Raw genomic sequence first — 19,236 nt, 5'->3', positions numbered from 1 at the left:
CGGATTTGATGTTCTTAAAGGGAGGGGAGGAATATGCGGCTGCGCCGCATATTCCTCCCCTCCCTCAAAAACAAAAACTAACGGACACCGAGTAGCTTGCCCGCCGTGGTGGGAAGTCGAGGTGAAACTTTATAAAATTTGGTTGGCGGCAGATAAGCGTATATCCATAAAAAGAAATTTCTTGACACCCCATAAAAAATAACATACACTTCATCTCAAGGCATTTTTCTTTAATTTTTTAAAGACACGTGAATTATTCCAGTTCAATTTTCACCCAAATATTATATTAAAATCACATGGGCGTAATACACTCATATTTAGCTTAATACTAGAAAAATGCTGAATATAATATTTTCGTAAATCGAGGATTTATATTCGCAATATGCGTAAAGACTCGGCTGGATTTTTTCAAAATTTCCCAAACCTATTCCAGCCCAGCACTATGAACACTTATGATCCTACTCTGTTAATGGATTTCAAAAACGGAGAAACCCATGCCATCGAGACTTTTTACTCGTTGTACAAAAAACCAGTGCTTCGATTTATCCTCTCCATGGTCAAAGATCCCTTGGAATCCGAAACGATTTTTCATGAGGTATTTATGAAAATACTCAGAAAACGATGTGACCTCGAATGTGCAGATCGAGTACGTTCATACGTTTTTACAATTACCAAAAATGAAGTCATTGACTACTTTAAACATCTAAAGCGAGATCGCGAAAGATTAGAAAAGTATTACTCTACACGAATTCATCAATCTTCCCCCGAAATTATAGAGGAAGAAGAATCAATTCTGGAACGCTTAGAGAGTGCACTTGAAACTTTGCCATGCCAGCGAAAGAAAGTACTTCAACTTTCGTATTACCATGACAAATCTTACCAAGAGATTGCTGAGGAATTGGGAATTTCAAAAAACACAGTGAAAAACCACCTGATCAAAGCTCGTGTCGATCTGAGGGATCGATTGGTTTAATCAAGTGGTTAGTAAGTCTGAAAACTAAATAGTGGACCTTAATTTTGAAGATGCTCAAATGTTTCTGAAAAATTAAATGATAAAAACATCTTTCTAAAAGTGTTTACTTGTCAGGCTGTTCAAAGGAGTTGTGAAAGGAATTTGGGACAATAAAGAAACCTAAATTTAATATGAGATAATTGGTTGAATTAGCCCTGTTGATCATTGCTAGGCTAATTGTGCAGGCAATCATGATTGCTTCGAAAACACTCCATTCAAACGAAAGCCCGAGCTACAATCTGAATTAATCCACTCTGATGATTACTCTCAGCGATTGTATAAGCCTAAAAAATTGAGACGTGAAAATACGCATCAACCAAAAAATTGCTGATGGAAATCCATTTTGATTTCAATCGAATGATGATTCCTTTAAAGATAAGAGGTCATAGGTTTTCCAACATTGACATTAACTTCTCTCGTACTTCCCCTGCCAAAGGCTCAATAGCTGGGTTTTTCACAGCCGACATTGCTGCGATAGGATCCATGATGGACACCTCAAATTCCGAGTTCCCAAGTCCTCTAATAATCACATTACAAGGTAAAAGTGTCCCAATATGAGGTTCGGCAGTGAGTACTTTGTCTGCAAAAACAGGATTGCAAGCTCCCAAAATCAGATAAGGAGGATAGTCTTTGTCCAGCTTTTTCTTCATGGTCTCTTGTATGTCAATTTCTGTTAAGACTCCAAAACCTACTTCTTTCAAGGCTGCCTCCACTTTTTCTCGCAGAGAAGTCAAATCTCCTGATTGTATTGTTTTGGATTGATAGTAACTCATGGTTTTTTGATTTAATGGAAAAGAATAATATCACTCAAATAATTTACCAATAGAGGAATCTTAAGGCTCAATTTAGCTTTTGCAAGACAAGCAGTAAGTGATCTCAATCACATAGGCAGAAATCGTTTCCGTAAAAGTCATATAAATTGGCTTTTATCAAATGACTGATAAACCGAGATTTAAGCTACTCTTCATCACTGCGATCTTATGAAAATCTCCCATCTGCTTATTATCCTTTCCTCCGGAATTTTGTTTGCCTGCACCTCCAGCCCAAAATTCACCCAAGCTGAACTGGGCAATAGAACGGCGCCTCTTTTGGAAATTGACAGTTTTAAGTTTAAAGACCTCAACAAAAACGGTACACTTGACCCTTACGAAGACTGGAGACTTCCGGTAGATCAGCGAATAAATGATCTGATTGCTCAGATGACTTTGGAAGAAAAAGTTGGTTTTATGTTGATCAGCACCACCCGTCTTGCGGGAGATTTTGCTTTTCAAGCCGGCGCTCCCAGAGGAGAAATCACGTCCGGGTTTAATGAGGAAGATTTGATTCAGCCAAACAATATGTTTACAAGGCAAACCCTAGCGACGCCTTTAATGTCAGCCTCCGGCACGACCAAAGGTGTGAAAGAACGGCATCTCCGTCACTTCATCCTTCGGGCCAATACCAGTGCACAAATCATGGCCGAATGGAGCGACAACCTCCAAGCTCTTTGTGAAGACACCCGACTTGGAATTCCGGCAATCGTAGCTTCCAATCCAAGGAATCACATCACTATGGATGCCGCTATTGGGCTGAGTCAAGGAGCAACCGTTTTTTCCAAATGGCCGGGTGAATTGGGGCTTTCAGCTACCAAGGATTTGGAACTGGTTAGAAAATTTGCGGACATCGCACGACAGGAATGGGCCTCAGTTGGGATTAGAAAAGGCTATCAGTACATGGCTGACTTAGCCACCGAACCACGCTGGCAGCGAAATGAAGGTACTTTTGGTGAAGATGCAGATTGGGCGGCAGCTATGATGCGAGAAGTGGTGCTGGGCTTTCAGGGAGAAAAATTGGGTTTAGGTTCCGTGGCTTTGACCACCAAACATTTTCCGGGAGGCGGACCGCAGGTGGAAGGACAGGATCCACATTTTGACTTCGGAAAGGATCAACATTATCCCGGGGGAATGTTTGATTACCATCTCAAGCCATTCCAAGCAGCTATCGATGCAGGTACTTCGGCGATCATGCCTTATTATGCCAAACCGATTGACACCGAATACGAGGAAGTAGCATTTGCATATAACAAAGGAATCATAAAGGATTTGTTGCGTGGCAAAATGGGATTTCAGGGAATTATCAATTCCGACACCGGACCTATCGAAATGCAACCTTGGGGTATGGAAAAATACAGCATCGAAGAGCGCTATGGTAAAGCTTTGGAAGCAGGAGTGGACCTTTTCTCTGGAACAGGAGACCCTACACAGCTAATGGCTGCCGTGACGAAGGGTTATGTGACAGAAGAGCGGCTTAATGAATCCGTTTTTCGCTTATTGAAAGAAAAGTTTGATTTGGGGCTCTTCGAAAATCCTTATGTGGATGTAGAACAAGCAAAAAAATTGGTTGGAAATCCGGAGTTTCAGAAAGCAGGTGACCTAGCCATGCGAAAGTCTATCGTTTTACTAAAAAACGATCAGCAACTTCTTCCCATCAAAGCAAAAACCAAAGTTTACTTTGAAACCTATTTTGAAAAGTCACAGGACGCAGCACCGAGTATTCCATTCACTTCTTCCAATCCATCGTGGGAATTTGAACTTGTAGGCACTCAAGATGAGGCGGATTTGGTAGTCCTTTGGCTTAATCCTCATTTCAATTCCCTGTTTAGCAGCAACGGTTCCGAAATCCACGTGAACTTGAGTAAAAACAAAATCAATACCGACTATGTCAATGGAGTGCTCTCCAAAAAACCCACAGTAACAGTAATCAACTTCACGAATCCATGGGTCATTTCAGAAATCGAAGGAGCGGGACTCCATACATTGGTTGCCACATTTGGCACCACTCCTGAGGCCATCCTAGATGTCTTGGCAGGGAAAGTAAACCCTTCCGGGAAATTGCCTTTCACCATCCCAGTTTCAGTTGAAGCCGTGAAATCCAACCTTTCAGATGTTCCCGGCTATCAGGAAAAAGAAGGCTATGCACTGTATAAGTTTGGGTATGGGTTGAGTTATTAGTTATCTCCAGGTTTCTTTGTTGTGAAAAAACTTCGTGTTTTTGAAAACAATATAGCCTCATAGAAATCATAGCTAAAACCTTTGAGGAATGGTAAACTATATGCCCCTAGGTTTCTTTGTTGTGATAAAAATTTTTTGCCTTTTGAAAAACACACAGCAAAATATAAATCATAGCATAACTTCTTTGATACATGAGAGCCTATGTGTCCCTAAGTTTCTATTTGGTAAAAAAATCTTCGGCTCCCGAAAATATTCAGTACTAACTTTTTAAATATCAGAACTTAATCGTGTCTCGCACCTTCCATAACTTTGAATACGTGAAGCAATGCAGGAAAAACAGCATCCATGGATTCGGAGGCACCACCTGTCGAACCGGGAAGTCCCAGCACCACCGTATCCCCAATCAAACCTGCCACCGAGCGTGAAAGCATCGAGTAAGGGGTACGCTGTTGTCCATAACTTCGGATGGCTTCCTCTATTCCAGGAATTCTTCGTTCTAGGATTTCTCCCAATGCTTCAGGGGTCACATCTCTTGGTGAAAGTCCCGTCCCTCCAGTGAAGATGACCAAGTCCATATGTTCATTGACATACTTAAGACAAGATTCCTTTATCTCCTCTTTTTCGTCCGGAATTATGATGTAAACAGGTACCGCTACACCAAGATTTTCCAACTTTTCCCGAATGACCTTTCCTGCCCGATCTTCCTTTTTCCCCGCGGAAATAGAATCGGAACAAACAATTACCGCAGCCTTCAATTCTTGGTTCAGGTCCTTATTCCGATCGGTTTTTCCGCCCTTCTTCTCCACCAACTTGATCTGCTCAATGCTCACTCCCTTATCAATCGGCTTTAGCATATCGTACATCGTCAGTGCCACCACAGAGGCTGCGTGCATAGCTTCGACTTCCACGCCGGTTTTATAGATCGTGTGAATTTCCACAAAAATTGTCACTTCCATCTCTCCCACCTCATAAGAAATCGCAGTGAATTCTACAGGCAGTGGATGACAATCCGGAATCATATCGGCTGTCCGCTTTGCTGCGAAAAGTCCCGCCACTCGTGCGCATTCCAGGACATCACCTTTAGGAACAGTTCGATTTCGGATGGCTTGGATGGTTTCAGACATGCCGACTTTTACAATTGCTTGTGCGATGGCTTTTCGTAGGGTATTACTTTTATGGGTAATGTTGACCATTTAACTTAAATAATAATTTTTCAAAATGTTTTACGTTTTACCTGACCTTTAACTAAGTAAATATCACTTTTTCCTCTCCTCCAAAATCTTCTTCGTCACTTCCTTATTTGCATTACCAAACTGCTGGGTTTGTTCCAACCGATCCAAATAGGTGTTTAAATATCGCTGGGAAATCTCTTCACTGTCTCCATACTTTTCCCGAAGGCCATCCAGTTTTTGATGTAATTCCGCCTTGATTTCAGCATAAGCTGGATCATCATACACATTTTTGAGTTCTTGGGGATCATTGATCCGATCAATCAATTCCCATTCATCAGTATCGAAATAGTAATGCGTGAGTTTATATTCCTTAGTCACAATGGCATAGTGTCGCTTGACCATGTGGACAGATGGATATTCATAATAGTGATAATAGACGGCATCACGAGTCCATTTTTCGGTATTACCGGTCAAAAGTGGAATCAGGCTTTCTCCCTGCATATCGGATGGGGCTGGAATTCCTGCCGCATCCAAAAAGGTCTGTGCAAAGTCCAGATTCTGCACCATTTCATCAGATTTGCTTCCTGCCTTCACTTTTCCAGGCCAAGACACCAAGAGTGGAGTTTTGAAGCTTTCATCATAGACAAATCGCTTGTCAAACCAACCATGCTCGCCCAAGTAAAAACCTTGATCTGAAGTATAGACGATGATCGTGTTTTCCATCAGGTTATTTGCCTCCAGATAATCCAACACCCGACCGACATTTTCATCCACTGAGGCGATGGTCCCCAAATAATCCTGCATATAGCGCTGATATCGCCACTGCATTTTTTCCTTTTCAGCCATGGTAGGAAAGGCTTTTTTGAATGCATCATTTACAGGGCGATAATACTGATCCCAAGTAGCTCGCTGTGTAGAGTCCAATCGTCCAACTTCCCGCTTAAAAGCTGCCTTATCCCAACCTGAAGCATCAGGAATTCCCAACTCATCCATCACCTCGGGATAGACTTTGGAATCACCCGCCCAGTTCATGTGTTTGAGCAAGTTCATTTCGGCCTCTTTCGCCGCTCTTCCCCTACCCGAGTAATCGTCAAAAAGTGTAGCTGGCTCTGGGAAAGTTCGCTGGGTAAACTCTGCCATATGCCGCTCGGCAGGTAGCCACTCCCGATGCGGAGCTTTATGCAGATACATTAACATAAAAGGCTGATCAGCTTTTCGCTCCTTTTGCAGCCAATCCAAGGTCATGTCTGTGATGATATCCGTGACATAGCCTTGCACTTTAATGTTGCCATCATTTTTGGTGATAAAGTCGGGATTATAATATGCACCCTGTCCCGGTAGAATCTTGTACTGATCAAAGCCTTTGGGACTATTTCCAAAGTGAAGTTTGCCAAACATAGCCGTCTGATAACCCGCATCCTGAAAAAGCTGTGGGAAAGTGACGTTAGTCGTGTCAAAGGGAAAATCATTGTCAATTTTACCGTTGATGTGAGAATGCTTTCCTGTAAGGATCGTCGCCCGACTTGGCGCACAGATGGAATTGGTCACCGTGGCATTGGTGAAAAGCATGCCCATCTTGGCAATTCGGTCGATATTTGGCGTCTCGATCAAATGATTGCTGTAAGCCGAAATGGCTTGGTAAGCATGATCATCTGACATGATGAAGATGATGTTGGGTCGCTTTTGGGGTTGGTTATCCTCTTTTGGTGAGCAGGCAAAAAAGAACAAAAGTGCTCCAAAGGTTAGAAATGTGGATTTCAATTTTTTCATAAGGCTGGATATCAGGGTTTGGAAATAGGCTATTAAACCTAGCCATATTTTTTTATTCGGTGGAGAAAGTCACCTGATTCTACTTCGAATTAAACTTCTTGAGCAGTTCTTCTTTTCTTCTTGAGGCCACCTCCACCTCAGATCCATCTTTGAGAATCAAAAATCCTCCTTTTCCTTTGTTGTAGAACTTGACCTCTCGAAGGTTTATCAGGTGGGAATTATGCACTCTAAAAAATCCATGCTCGGATAAGATTGATTCATATTCTTTCAGCGTCTTGGCCACAGTGAGCTTCCTTCCTTCCCGGAGAAAAATATGGGTGTAATTCACATCTGCCTGACAGCGAATGATTTCTTCGGGACTCACATATTCCTGCCCAAAAAGTGTGGGCAGGCCGATTTTTGGAGGTAGTTTTTCTTTTTTCAACTCAGAAATCAACTCAATCATCTGCTGAACAGCATCCGGTTTGGCGAGGCTTTTCTCCATTTTTAAAATAGCCTCTGCCAACTCGTCCTGATCCACAGGCTTGAGCAAATAATCCAAAGCTGAGACCTTAATTGCCTTCAGTGCATATTCCTGATGAGCTGTAGTAAAAATTACCTTAAAATCAATTTTCGACAGTTGACTCATCAAGTCAAAGGCCGTCTGATTCTGAATCTCCACATCGAAAAAAACCAATTCTGGGGTGTTCTTATTCAAATAATCCAAGGCTTCCTCTGGCGTTTTGAGCCATTTATTAATTATGATTTGTTTGGAATGGTTCTTTTCCAATAAAAGCATCAACCGTTCGGCACTTTGAGGCTCATCTTCTACGATTACACAGTGCATCATGTGAATTTGATTGAATTAGGTTGGGTGATAGTCAGTTGCACTTCAAAACCGGGGGAGAGATTTTTCCAAAGAATGGAAAGCGCATCTTCACCATTTTTAAAATTCAGATTCTCAAGGCGATTTTTAACCAAATTCATTCCCATGGATTGATGCTTTTCAGGGATTTCTACAAATTCTTTCATTCCGGTGCCATTATCCCGAAGTACCAAAAGACAGGAATGATCCTGTTGATGAACCTTAAGGGTGATCAATCCATCCTCTTTGCTGGGCGCAATGCCATGCCAAATACTGTTCTCCACAAGTGGCTGGAGTAATAGTGGCGGAATCATCAATTGAGAATCATCTACTCCATCATCGAGTATAACCTCAAAATCAATCTTTTTTCCCAGCCTGAGGGCCTCTATATCAATGTAATCCTTCAGCAAACTAATTTCCTCATTAAGCGAAATCTCTTTGACATCTGAGAATTCTAAGATTCTACGGATCAGACGTGAAAAACGAGTCAGGTACCGATCGGCTTCTTGAGGTTGATTTTTCAGTAAAAAATTACTGATTGAACTCAGCGCATTGAAGATAAAATGCGGATTCATTTGGGCTTTCAGTGCCTTCAGTTCCAGTTCGGCAACTTGAGCCCGAAATTCTGATTCCAGTTTCAATCGCTTATTTCTGGAATGATATCGAAAGCCCCAAAATACACCACCACCAAGTAGAATCAACGCTACGATTCCGATAAGGTAAAGACTTGCCTTTAGCTGCTCACTTTCCTTTTCCAATTCCAGCAGCTGCTTTTCAGACTCAAACTCAGCGGTTAACTTCTTCTCTCGCGTCTCGAATTCATGGCCAATCTGCAAGCTCAACAGCTTTTTCTCATTTTCATCATTGAAAATGCTGTCTTGAAATGCCTGAAACATCTGATAGGATTCCAGCGACTTTTGATATTGACCCAGCTCTTTTTGAGTTTCTGCCAGCGCTTTCCAGGCAGATCGTTGAGCCTCCAGGGACTCCGATTCCTGCGCAAGGCTTAGGGCTTTTTGTTCCAATTCGAGTGCTTTCGAAAGATTTTTGTCTCCAAATTCGCTTTTCTCAAGATTTGCCAGCTGAAGCAAAACGGTGGACAAACTGAGCTTTTCGCCGATTTCAGTATAGAAATGAGCGGCACTGTCTAAATATTTTCTAGCATTTCCAATGTCCTTTTTCTCGGAATACAAACTTCCCAAAGCCGTAAAATCAGAAGCAATTCTTCGCTTGTTTCCGATTTCCTTATTCAATGCCAATGCCTCAAAAAACAGTTTCCCGGCTTCTTCATTTTTACCCTGAAGTTGAAGGACAGCTCCCAAATTGCCCATCGAACTGGCCTCCATTTGCTTGTATCCTTCCTTTCGATAGAGCTCAATCGCCTTTCTGTGGTAAGCCTCAGATTCACCAAATTCATTTAGATTTTTATGGATCAAACCCAGATTCGTGAACAGATTACCTCTCTCCCAAATATCCTGATCTTCGGTTTGGCTGAGAGCTTTCAGGAAATATTCCAATGCTTTGGGATAATCAGCCAAAGCCAGAAAAACAACTCCAGTGTTCATTTGGCTATTGATTGAATTTTTTCGTAATCCCATTTCCTCAAAAATCGAAGTCGCTTTTTCATGATTTTCAAGTGCACCCCGATAATCGCCCTGATTGTATTTGATTAACGCCATATTATTCATAGCACTGGCTTGACCCTTTCGATTTCCGGATTTTTGATGTGCCGCCAGGACTACCTGATAAGCCTCAAGTGCCAAAGAGTCTTTCCCTTGGTACCAATAGTTGACACCCCGGTTGTTGATGGAGGCGGTAATCTTCGCCGTCAGCCCTAGATTGGAGCTAAGGATAAAAGCAGAATCAGAGTAATTGAGACCGATTTTGGGATCAACTCCAGCAAAATAAAACGACAGGTCATTGTAGATATCCACTCGAATACTATCATGAATTCCAGGTATGGCAAGTTGATTCCGAAGCGAATCAATCTGCTTCTGACTGAAAGCTTGGAGAGCCATCAGTAAAAAACCAATAAAAAGTAGCAGTGGCTTCATCTATAAGAAATTACGATGGAAAAATTTAGGGGAAATTTTGCAGAAAATAGGCATAACAAGAGGTGGAATAAGAAGAATCTTGCAAAAAATAAATTTAGGGTGAACGTGAAATAAAGACTGGATAATTTTCTAATAAAAACCTTAAAACCATGAAAAATTTCAACTATTTACTCCTCGTCTTGATTGTATTCACCACAACTACAGCATGGTCTCAGACTTTTGAAAAAGGCACCAAAGTGGCCTCTTTGGGAATTGGAATTGGAAGTTCCCTAGGTAGTTTCGATTACAGCACCCAAATCCCCGGAATCAGCCTGATGTATGAACAGGGAATTGCAGAGGCAGGAAATGTCGGTATCATTGGACTTGGTGGATATGTAGGCTACAAAAGTTTCAGTTGGGTAAACAACTCAGGCAACTTCGAATCCAAATCAAAGTGGAACTATACGATCATTGGGGTCCGAGGTGCACTTCATTTCACAGGAATCAAAGCTGAGAAGGTTGATCTCTATGCAGGATTGATGGCAAGTTATAATTTGTTGAATTACAGCTATGAGGACAATTCAGGTTTCAATACCGGCAATACGGGAAACTTTGGAAACACCGCTGGATTGACACTTTTTGCCGGAGCGAGATATTATTTCAGTGATAATTTGGCAGGTTTTGCTGAGTTGGGTTATGGTGTGGCGTATTTGAATTTGGGGCTGGCTCTGAAGTTTTAAAAAGCTTTAGTTTTTTTACTTTGCGGCCTTGAGAAGGATTGATTCCTTTCAAAGCCTGAAGTTCATAGGTCACATAGAAATCATAGCAAATTCCTTGATAAAGAGAAAGCTATGTTTCCCTATGTTTTTATGTTGTTAATAAAATCTCTTTTGCGATCCTTCTTGTCCTTTTCCGGGGAAAGAAGTCAATCCTCAACCCCATCCTATTAACTAAAAAATCTCGCAAAGACGGAAAGGCGCAAGTCTTGGCTGCTTTAGCGGCTAAAAAAACTTGGCTGACTATGAATATTTTTCTAGATTCTTTATTAGTTCAACCCACTTCAGGCCTGCCTGCCGGCAAAGGCAGGGTTGTCGCCCCTGATGGTAATTTAGGAAGATCAGATTTTAGGCCAAATTCCTAAATCTCCTTTTCTCCGCGTGGTAAAAAAACCTTTGCGCACCTTTGCGTCCTTGGCGGTAAAATTAACCACAGAGAGCGGGAGAGAAATGGAGATTGGGATAATAAATCTGTGTCCATCCGTGACTTTTTCTGTGATCAACTTGCCTGGCGGAAGTCAGGTCTGTGGGAAAAAAACTCTGTGTAAAAATCCCTTTAAGCCCTCCTTACTCAAGGAATCAGATTCGTTAGCTTCATACTAAACTGACCCTCAGAAATAGTTACCTCTTGTTTCCCTACTCCGGTGGGGGTAATTGGACCGATCAAAAGCGCAGTGAACGTACCCTCAACCACATCATTAGTGATTTTTGAGAATCGAACTTTGGCAGCGTCTTTCACCACAATTAATGGGGATTTGGGGTCCAAATTGACCGCAGCGAAGGATTGACCCTTTTCATCAGAATAGACGAAATTGATACGGCTAAGCGGTACTCCTTTATAAAGTATTGCATCCTGAAGGTTGTAATCCAAGTTTGTCTCAAACATCTTTTCATTTTTCACTGTGAATTGGATGAAGTTACTCGTCCCGGTACTCCCCGGACCCAACACCTGAATAATGGTGTTAAAGATCGGTCCATTTGGATCAAAACTAAAAGATGATGAATTCCCCAGTCCCACTTTAAATTCCTTTAGTATTCCGTCTACTTTGAATCGGATAAAACCTTCTTGAGCGGGCTGAGGATCCTCATTTGATCCACCGCAGGAGACTAGATACAGGCCAATAAAAATCAGAATCGAGAAATGAAGAAGCTTTTTCATAGTCTTTTTCCGAAAAGCTAATATTCGCCTCAAGGACTAAAAAATGCAACTTATTTCCCGACTCCGAGAATCTATTTTTTGAGCGTCTTCTGCCTTTTTCTGTAAGCAAATTTTTAAATTTTTTAAAAAAACCTTACCCAAAACAGGTAAAGTCAGGAATTTTTAAAACTGAAACAGTAGCTTTCTGAAATAAACCCATTTATCAAGATTAGTTATTCAATTTTTTCATATAAGTAAAAATATTTTCAGTTAATTAATCAAAATAATAAAACTTTTCTAGTGTTCTTTTCGAATAAAATTTCAAAACAATTAAACAATCAAAACAACTGATGCAACCTTTCAAGATAAAAGAGCATCTACCTAATCAAAGACTATAAAACTACATTAAACTGAAAAAGACAGATTACCCAATCCCACTTCTAAACCACAAGACTATGAAAACGAACTTTGGTACCCGCTGGTTAGGCTTCTTCGCTCTGGGACTTGTCATGCTTTCGGGTATGATCTCTCCAGAAAAGGCAGAAGCTTCTATCAACCGAGGAGTAAGCTTTCAGATATTTTACGATGAGCTCGCACCTTATGGTGACTGGGTCAGAGATGCCCGTCATGGATACATTTGGCTTCCGGCTGTAGAGCAGGGTTTCCATCCTTACGGTACAGCAGGTCACTGGGCAATGACCGAGTTCGGCAATACTTGGGTTTCCTACTACGATTGGGGTTGGGCACCATTCCACTATGGACGTTGGTACTTTGATGACTACTTTCAAAGCTGGGCTTGGGTACCTGGTTATGACTGGGGTCCGGCTTGGGTGAATTGGAGAACAGGTGGTGGATACTACGGTTGGGCTCCAATGGGACCCGGTGCATTTATCAACTTCAACGTGGGTCTACCAGCTTTCCACTGGGTATTCTTGCCAAGACATCGCATCTATCATCACTATGCCTACAGATACTATGCGCCACACAGAACTCGGGTGAGAATCTATAACAACACCACGATCATCAACAACACCTATGTCTACAACAATCAGACTTATGTGACTGGTCCTTCGAGAAGTGAGTTGCGCCAAGTTACTGGTAGAAATGTACCGGTATATCAAATCCGAAACGCTGAGGCGCCGGGTAGAACTTCGGTATCCAGAAATTCACTGAACGTCTACAGACCGGAGGTTCAAAACTCAAGAGGAACGAGTGTGGGAGCTAGACCTTCGCGGATATTGGAGGCGGATCAGGCAAAAACTGCCAGATCAAGCCGAGAGCTTAACGCTAGCACGCCATCCAGAAACGCTACTATGGGAACAAACACTCCTAGCAGAACTCTGGAGTCCCCAAGTCGATCTTCGCTAAACTCTGAAGTTCCGAGCGCAAGAACTGCCCCAAGCAGAGCTACCAGTCCATCGGTAAATGAGGGATCGCAGAGACCAGTGGTGACGCCTATGCCAAATGATACCCGAAGCAGAAGCACCGCTCCTACTCAGGTTCAGAGACCAGAAACTCGTCAAACTGCTCCAGCTAGATCGAATGAAGCTAGACCTTCGACAAACACGACTCAGCGAACCACTGCTCCGGCAAGTCGCTCAGGGTATGAAGTGAATAGAGTAGAAACGAGAACTCAGCAGCCTGCTCCAAACCGTGGCACAGTACAGCAGTCTAGACCTGCACAAGCTCCAGCGAGAGTTCAGGCACCCGCTCGAACTCAGGCTCCTCAGGTGAATAGTCAGCCTTCGAGAACTCAAGCTCCAAGAACGCAGGCTCCTCAGGTGAATTCTAGCCCGCAGTCGAGAACTCAGGTTTCTCAACCGGCTAGGTCTCAGAGTGGCGGTTCTTCTTCAGAAGTGAGAACTAGCGCACCTGCAAGGCAATCCGCTCCTGCGACTCAAAGCAGAACCAGTAGCACGCCTAGCAGAAGTAGCTCAAGAGATAATTAAAGCTTAAACTAAACCAACTATAGAGCATGGATTCGAAAGGATTCATGCTTTTTTTATGCTTTGTCTGGTTACGGGTTTTTAAACCATTAAGAAAATTGAGGACATTAAGACTACTTTATCACGAAAGGGAAAATTCCTTAATCCTTAATTCCCTCAATGCCTTAATAGTAAAAAATTCAGTCAAGAAAACTTGATGAAATAATGAAAAGGATTCATGCCATTTCCTAATGCTTTACCAAATAGCCTATGGTATTAAACCATTAAGAAAATTGAGAGCATTAAGATTGACTCGTCTTATTGCCCAAAACCAACAATCCTTAATGCCTTAATGGTTAAAAATTCTCTTCTTGAAAACTTGATGAAATAAAGAAAAGGATTCATGCTTTTTTTGTTTTGGTGTCAGTTGGCTGACAATTAGATTTTTGTGAAAGTCAGAAATTCGAATAAATTATTTCAGTCATGTCAATTTCAAAACTTAAAATTCTGAGTACGCTGGTATTTTTAGCCTATTCCTGCATTGGAATCGATTATCAGGATGATGCAATGGTCGAACCAAAAATCGAACTGGAAGCTGAACAAGTCGGGCTGAAAATTGGGGAGCGTTTACAACTTACACCGCGATACATTGATGAATTTGGGAGAGAACAGGCCGTTAATTTTACATTTTCCAGCTCAAATCCAGCCTTGATTGAAGTAAATACCGAAGGTTTGGTGACTGGCAAATCAAACGGGACGGCTTTTGTCAAAGTAAGTTACGCAGATAAAGTAATGAAATCAGTTCAGGTAAATGTCGTCAGTGAGCCTGGAGAAGTTGCATTAGTGAAAATTTCAACGACTAGTCGGGCTCTTTTTCCGGGGCAAAAAACTCAGATAGATATCAGTATTCAGAACCTTGCCGGTGAAGAATTGACCGGTAAATCGATCGAGTGGTTTTCAGAAAACGAAATAATTGCTTCAATCGACCAAAAAGGTTTAGTAACAGGGGTAAAATTTGGGAAAACAGACATTCACGCCAAGGTATCCGGAGTCAAAAGTAACCCGATTACTATTTCAGTAAACGTCGAACAGCTATCCGGCACCTTCGTCCCTGCTGGGGGGTATCGAGCAAAAGGGATGGCATTCCTAAATCAGGAAAATGGGAAGTTAATTCTCAGACTCAGTCAGGACTTTGAAACTAGTTTCGCACTTGGAACATTTGTTTATCTCGCCAATTCAACGAATGGATCAGAAATCCGCGCCTCGGGACTGGAAATCGCTGAAATCAGAACCAATGGTCCACATACTTTTGATATCAGTGCCAAGTTTCCCAATGTTCAAATTACCGACTACAAGTACGTGATCATCTTTTGCAAACCTGCAGCAGTGACTTTTGGATTTGCCGAAATGAAAAATTGACATGAAAAAGTTGCTTATCACCTCATTTTTCCTTTTCCTCGTAGGGACCTGTTTCGCTCAAGGCTGGTCTCAGAGGCAAGGAGAAGGCTATTTCAAATTTGGCTATAATGGCATTCGAGCAGGAGAATATTTTGCCCCGGACGGCAGTAATATTCCAATCACAACCACCGGAATCTACAGCGTTGGCATATATGGTGAATATGGGATAAGTTCCCGCTTGACAGCCATCGCCAATGTGCCATTTTGGGTTACCAATACACTAAATGAAGTCCGCTTCAATCAAAGTGGAAACAGCATCCCCGGAGATTCATTTTCTTCCTTTGGAGACATGGATTTGGGTGTGAAATATGGATGGTTTCAGGACCAACCAGTAGTGCTTGCGACTTCTTTGATTTTGGGAATTCCTTCGGGAAAAACTGGAGGTGGTGAGACGGGAATTCTTCAGACTGGAGATTCTGAATTCAATCAAATGATCCGTACAGATGTGAGTTTCTCCCTTCCTAACTCGATCTATTTTTCAGCTTTCGGGGCATTCAACCACCGAACTCGAGATTTCTCAGACGAAGTCAGATACGGGTTTGATTTGGGCTATTTTAAGAAAAAAATGCTCATTGCTTTTCATTTCAATGCCATTAAATCCTTACATAACGGGAATGCTGAAAACGTAAGCAATGGGATTTTCGCCAATAACCTGGAATTCCTTCTTCCATCCATCGAAGTCGGTTATTTCTTTCCCAATAACTTTGGACTTTCTGCTTACGCAAATCATGTCATTCGAGGCCAAAACGTCCTCAATGGTCCAGGTTTCGGAATTGGAATTTTCTACCAACTTAAAAAAACTCCCTAATCCCAAAGACTATGAAATCTCTATTTATCCTATTTCTTCTTCTTACTATTCAAACTATAGTTTTAGCTCAAAAATCAGAAATTTTTATCTCTGACGGTAAAGCAATAGGTGGCTATGACCCTGTAGCCTATTTCACCGAAAAGAAACCGGTAAAAGGCAAAGAAGAATTTAAATCCATCTATCAGGATGCCAATTGGTATTTTTCAAGTGCTGCCAATAAAGAACTCTTTGACGAAAACCCCCAATCCTATGCCCCGCAATATGGCGGCTATTGCGCCTTTGGTGTGGCGGGAGGATACAAGGCAAAAATTTCTCCCGATGCCTGGACTGTGGTAGACAATAAACTTTACCTAAATTATAATCAAAACGTCCAAAAAAACTGGATCAAAGATCAAAGTGAAATGATCAAAAAAGCTGATAGCAACTGGATAACCGTCAAAGAAAAGTAAAATGAATAGCGTCGAGGTTAAAGAGCCAGGTTTTCAAATCTCCCAAATAAATGAGTTGGCATCTTCCCTCGATCCTACCACTGACACCAATCACTTCGAGTTTTGGCCTTCTTGGACAATTCATCTTCCAATGTACTTGCTTGGAATCTATTGGGGAATCCGTCTGAGAAACCTTAATTTTTTTGGTGCTGTCAATCCCACAATGGAAAATGGAGGCCTGTTCAATTATTCAAAATACGACTCGATGCTGGGCTTTTATGAGGAAAATGTTCCAAAAAGTATCCTCAGTCATCCTCCTCATAACCTAGATTATCTATTGGAAAAAGCAGTGAAAAAAGGTATTCACTATCCTTTTATCCTCAAGCCAAATATCGGAGAACGGGGTCGTGGGGTCCAAAAAATCACGAATCAAATCGGACTCGAGCTGTACCTCGAGACGTTCAAAAACGAATCCGTAATTCTTCAGGAATTCATTTCCAAAAAGGAAGAATTTGGAGTTTTCATTATCAAAAACCCGGAAACAGGTCAAATCAACATCCCCTCAATCACTCAAAAAATCCCACTGCAAATCTTTGGTAATGGAATGCTTTCTGTCCAACAACTTGCAAAAAACCACCCAAGAGTCAATCGATACATTCATGAGATCCCAAATGAATTATTGAATACTATTCCGGAAAAAAACGAAATTTTCAAGTTAAGCCACAAAGGAAATCATTGCAAAGGAGCGCAGTTTTTGGATCGATCGGAGCTGATTTCTCCGGAAGTTTTAAAGGCCTTTGAGCAAATCTGCCGCCCCATCTCCGACTTCTATTATGGGAGACTTGATGTAAAAGTGGAGTCTGCGTCCGAACTGAAAGAAGCTTTCGCAGTGTCAATATTGGAAGTCAATGGAGCCAATTCGGAACCGATCCACATCTACTCGCCCGAAAATTCCTATCTCCAATCTCTAAAAATTCTTAGCAGATATTTTGCAGAAATGGCCAAAATTGCAAGATTTAATATGAATTTGATGAACATCAAGCCCCGCCTTTCAGATTTACAGCGCAGTTTTCTATCCTATAATCGCCTCAAAAGGAAAACCAATGAGTGATGAAATAAAATTTTGGCACCTGAGAAATCATCAGCTCTTTTGGGTTCTGAACAACTCGCAGGTAAGGCAACTCTGCATCATCACCAACTTCAAGCGCGCCAAAAAGGGAGAAATGATTGATTTTGGAGAAAATGAAAGTTCGAGAATCTACCTCCTGAAGCGGGGAAATCTCAAAGTCGTCCAAGTGGATGAAGAAGGAAATGAACTGATTGTGGATATCATTCAAAAAGGTGAACTGTTCGGCTCACTTAACTTTGGACAAGACGACGGCAGCTATGAGTATGCGCAGGTATTGACTGACAGCGTGGTACTATGCAGCTTTAATACCGCAGACTTTGAGCGCTTGCTGGCTGAGAATCCTACCTTGGCCATTTCCTATACCAAACTGATAGGTTTTCGGCTGAAGCGGGTCAAAAACAATTATTCCAATCTATTTTTCAAAAACACCAAAGAACGACTCATTGCCTTTCTTACGGATTGGGCAAAGCGTGAGGGTCGATTCAACGGAAATCAGGTCTGCATCGACAACTTTCTCACTCAGAAAGAAATCTCCCAAATCATCTGCAGTTCCCGACAGACGACTACCCAGCTTTTCAATGAATGGGAACAACAAGGTCTAATCACCTACTCCAGAAAGGAAATAATGATTAAAAATCTGAGAGAACTCGCCTGATTTTGCCCAAAATGTAAGTTTTCCGACAATTGATTTTCGACAAGCCCTGCATCTTGGAGGTATATAACCATTAAATCTCAAGACCATGCTGCAAGGACCGGGCTTTCCCCCCAACACTTTTACAAATGCTAAATACATCAGTTGGGGATTGAGGATTTTGGCGGCTTTGATTTTGATCCAATCATTGATCTATAAGTTTGGAGGGCATCCTGATTCAGTGATGTTGTTCACTGCCTTGGGTGTAGAACCTATAGGGAGAATGAGCCTCGGTGTAATTGAATTAATTGTCGCATTTCTGATTCTCTATCCAAGGACCACCCTTCTGGGAGCAATTTTAGGAGTTATTGTGATGACAGGGGCATTGGGTGTCCATATCTTCCAAATTGGAATTATATTTAACAATGATGGTGGAAAGCTATTTGGACTGGCCCTAGTTTGTTTTTTAGCTTGTGCTGGACAGGTAATTATCCTCAAAAATCAATTGATCAGTTTTATCAAACGTCGGTATGTTATCTAACTCCTGCTCCGATCAACTCGAAGAACTCAGTGAACTTCTGATCCAACTTTCACCCCTAGATTATTATCAAATTTCTTCTGTATTCCGCACTTCTTCGATCGGTCAGCATGTCCGACATATTTTGGAGCTTTTTGAATGTCTCTTAACCCAATATGAGTCGGGTAAAATCAATTACGATACCCGAAAAAGAGATTTGAGACTCGAAAAGGATCCTGTATTTGCTCTAGAAAAAATCAGGGAAATCCAATCCAAAATCAATCTTTCTGATAAGGATTTAATCCTTTTTCAGGATCAGAACCGGGAATCGGAAGGTATAAAAACCACCTATTTCCGGGAACTTTTGTACAATCTTGAACACTGTGTTCACCATCAGGCATTGATCAGATTGGCTTGCATAGCTATCCCTGAAGTTTCAATTCCCGAAAACTTTGGAGTAGCAAAATCCACAATTCACTATACTTCTCAATTGTCTTCCAAAAATTAATTTTCTAAGAAATGGTATTTTTAAAACATTAAGAAAATTGAGAGCATTAAGGCTACTTTATCACGAAAGGGGAAATTCCTTAATCCTTAATTCCCTT

At 41.6% G+C, this 19,236-nt stretch carries 17 protein-coding genes; 11 read left to right on the top strand and 6 right to left on the bottom strand.

Annotation, left to right across the window (positions count from 1 at the left end):
• Positions 1-442 precede the first annotated feature (442 nt).
• A complete protein-coding gene (locus ACK4HU_RS19425) occupies positions 443-973 on the top strand; it encodes an RNA polymerase sigma factor (protein WP_409809389.1) in 531 nt (176 codons plus the stop codon).
• Between the two features lie 422 nt (positions 974-1,395).
• Here ACK4HU_RS19425 and ACK4HU_RS19420 read toward each other — a convergent pair whose 3' ends face one another.
• Positions 1,396-1,785, bottom strand: coding sequence for a DUF302 domain-containing protein (locus ACK4HU_RS19420; RefSeq protein WP_409809388.1), 390 nt, complete (start codon positions 1,783-1,785; stop codon positions 1,396-1,398).
• 207 nt (positions 1,786-1,992) lie between these two features.
• On the opposite strand from ACK4HU_RS19420, the gene ACK4HU_RS19415 reads away from it, so the two are divergent.
• Positions 1,993-4,002: a glycoside hydrolase family 3 protein gene (locus ACK4HU_RS19415; protein ID WP_409809387.1), complete on the top strand. Its 2,010-nt coding sequence runs from the start codon at positions 1,993-1,995 to the stop codon at positions 4,000-4,002.
• A 281-nt stretch (positions 4,003-4,283) separates the two neighbouring features.
• On the opposite strand, the gene moaCB is transcribed toward ACK4HU_RS19415, so the two are convergent.
• From moaCB to ACK4HU_RS19395, 4 genes are all read right to left on the bottom strand, one after another.
• Positions 4,284-5,195: a bifunctional molybdenum cofactor biosynthesis protein MoaC/MoaB gene (gene moaCB, locus ACK4HU_RS19410; RefSeq protein WP_409809386.1), complete on the bottom strand. Its 912-nt coding sequence runs from the start codon at positions 5,193-5,195 to the stop codon at positions 4,284-4,286.
• A gap of 63 nt (positions 5,196-5,258) precedes the next feature.
• Positions 5,259-6,944, bottom strand: coding sequence for a sulfatase (locus ACK4HU_RS19405; protein WP_409809385.1), 1,686 nt, complete (start codon positions 6,942-6,944; stop codon positions 5,259-5,261).
• Positions 6,945-7,023: 79 nt separating this feature from the next.
• Positions 7,024-7,773, bottom strand: coding sequence for a LytR/AlgR family response regulator transcription factor (locus tag ACK4HU_RS19400; protein ID WP_409809384.1), 750 nt, complete (start codon positions 7,771-7,773; stop codon positions 7,024-7,026).
• Complete coding sequence (locus tag ACK4HU_RS19395; protein ID WP_409809383.1) at positions 7,770-9,842, bottom strand: tetratricopeptide repeat protein; 2,073 nt, start codon at positions 9,840-9,842, stop codon at positions 7,770-7,772. Before ACK4HU_RS19395 ends, ACK4HU_RS19400 begins: the two co-directional genes overlap by 4 nt.
• Positions 9,843-9,991: 149 nt before the next feature.
• Here ACK4HU_RS19395 and ACK4HU_RS19390 point away from each other — a divergent pair, with 149 nt between their 5' ends.
• The gene (locus tag ACK4HU_RS19390; protein WP_409809382.1) at positions 9,992-10,561 is read left to right on the top strand and encodes a hypothetical protein; all 570 of its coding nucleotides are present in this window, start codon (positions 9,992-9,994) and stop codon (positions 10,559-10,561) included.
• 607 nt (positions 10,562-11,168) lie between these two features.
• On the opposite strand, the gene ACK4HU_RS19385 is transcribed toward ACK4HU_RS19390, so the two are convergent.
• Complete coding sequence (locus ACK4HU_RS19385; RefSeq protein ID WP_409809381.1) at positions 11,169-11,756, bottom strand: hypothetical protein; 588 nt, start codon at positions 11,754-11,756, stop codon at positions 11,169-11,171.
• 434 nt (positions 11,757-12,190) lie between these two features.
• Between ACK4HU_RS19385 and ACK4HU_RS19380 the strand changes: the two genes are divergently transcribed.
• The 8 genes from ACK4HU_RS19380 (at position 12,191) to ACK4HU_RS19345 (ending at position 19,139) form a co-directional block, all read left to right on the top strand.
• Positions 12,191-13,684, top strand: coding sequence for a DUF6600 domain-containing protein (locus ACK4HU_RS19380; RefSeq protein WP_409809380.1), 1,494 nt, complete (start codon positions 12,191-12,193; stop codon positions 13,682-13,684).
• Between the two features lie 459 nt (positions 13,685-14,143).
• Positions 14,144-15,079 carry a DM13 domain-containing protein gene (locus ACK4HU_RS19375; protein WP_409809379.1) on the top strand — a complete coding sequence of 312 codons (936 nt, stop codon included), beginning with the start codon at positions 14,144-14,146 and terminating at the stop codon, positions 15,077-15,079.
• Between the two features lies 1 nt (position 15,080).
• Complete coding sequence (locus ACK4HU_RS19370; RefSeq protein WP_409809378.1) at positions 15,081-15,926, top strand: hypothetical protein; 846 nt, start codon at positions 15,081-15,083, stop codon at positions 15,924-15,926.
• An 11-nt stretch (positions 15,927-15,937) separates the two neighbouring features.
• Positions 15,938-16,375, top strand: coding sequence for a YHS domain-containing (seleno)protein (locus ACK4HU_RS19365; RefSeq protein WP_409809377.1), 438 nt, complete (start codon positions 15,938-15,940; stop codon positions 16,373-16,375).
• Between the two features lies 1 nt (position 16,376).
• Complete coding sequence (locus tag ACK4HU_RS19360; protein ID WP_409809376.1) at positions 16,377-17,465, top strand: hypothetical protein; 1,089 nt, start codon at positions 16,377-16,379, stop codon at positions 17,463-17,465.
• Positions 17,458-18,138, top strand: coding sequence for a Crp/Fnr family transcriptional regulator (locus ACK4HU_RS19355; RefSeq protein ID WP_409809375.1), 681 nt, complete (start codon positions 17,458-17,460; stop codon positions 18,136-18,138). The genes ACK4HU_RS19360 and ACK4HU_RS19355 overlap by 8 nt, the downstream gene beginning before the upstream one ends.
• Before the next feature lie 85 nt (positions 18,139-18,223).
• The gene (locus ACK4HU_RS19350; RefSeq protein ID WP_409809374.1) at positions 18,224-18,655 is read left to right on the top strand and encodes a DoxX family protein; all 432 of its coding nucleotides are present in this window, start codon (positions 18,224-18,226) and stop codon (positions 18,653-18,655) included.
• Positions 18,645-19,139, top strand: coding sequence for a DinB family protein (locus ACK4HU_RS19345; RefSeq protein WP_409809373.1), 495 nt, complete (start codon positions 18,645-18,647; stop codon positions 19,137-19,139). Before ACK4HU_RS19350 ends, ACK4HU_RS19345 begins: the two co-directional genes overlap by 11 nt.
• Positions 19,140-19,236: the final 97 nt, after the last annotated feature.

It is taken from the genome of Algoriphagus sp., assembly GCF_046296635.1.
GTDB lineage: Bacteria > Bacteroidota > Bacteroidia > Cytophagales > Cyclobacteriaceae > Algoriphagus.
The sequence above is the reverse complement of the archived record's forward strand: the minus strand, read 5'-3'. Positions and strand labels throughout refer to the sequence as shown.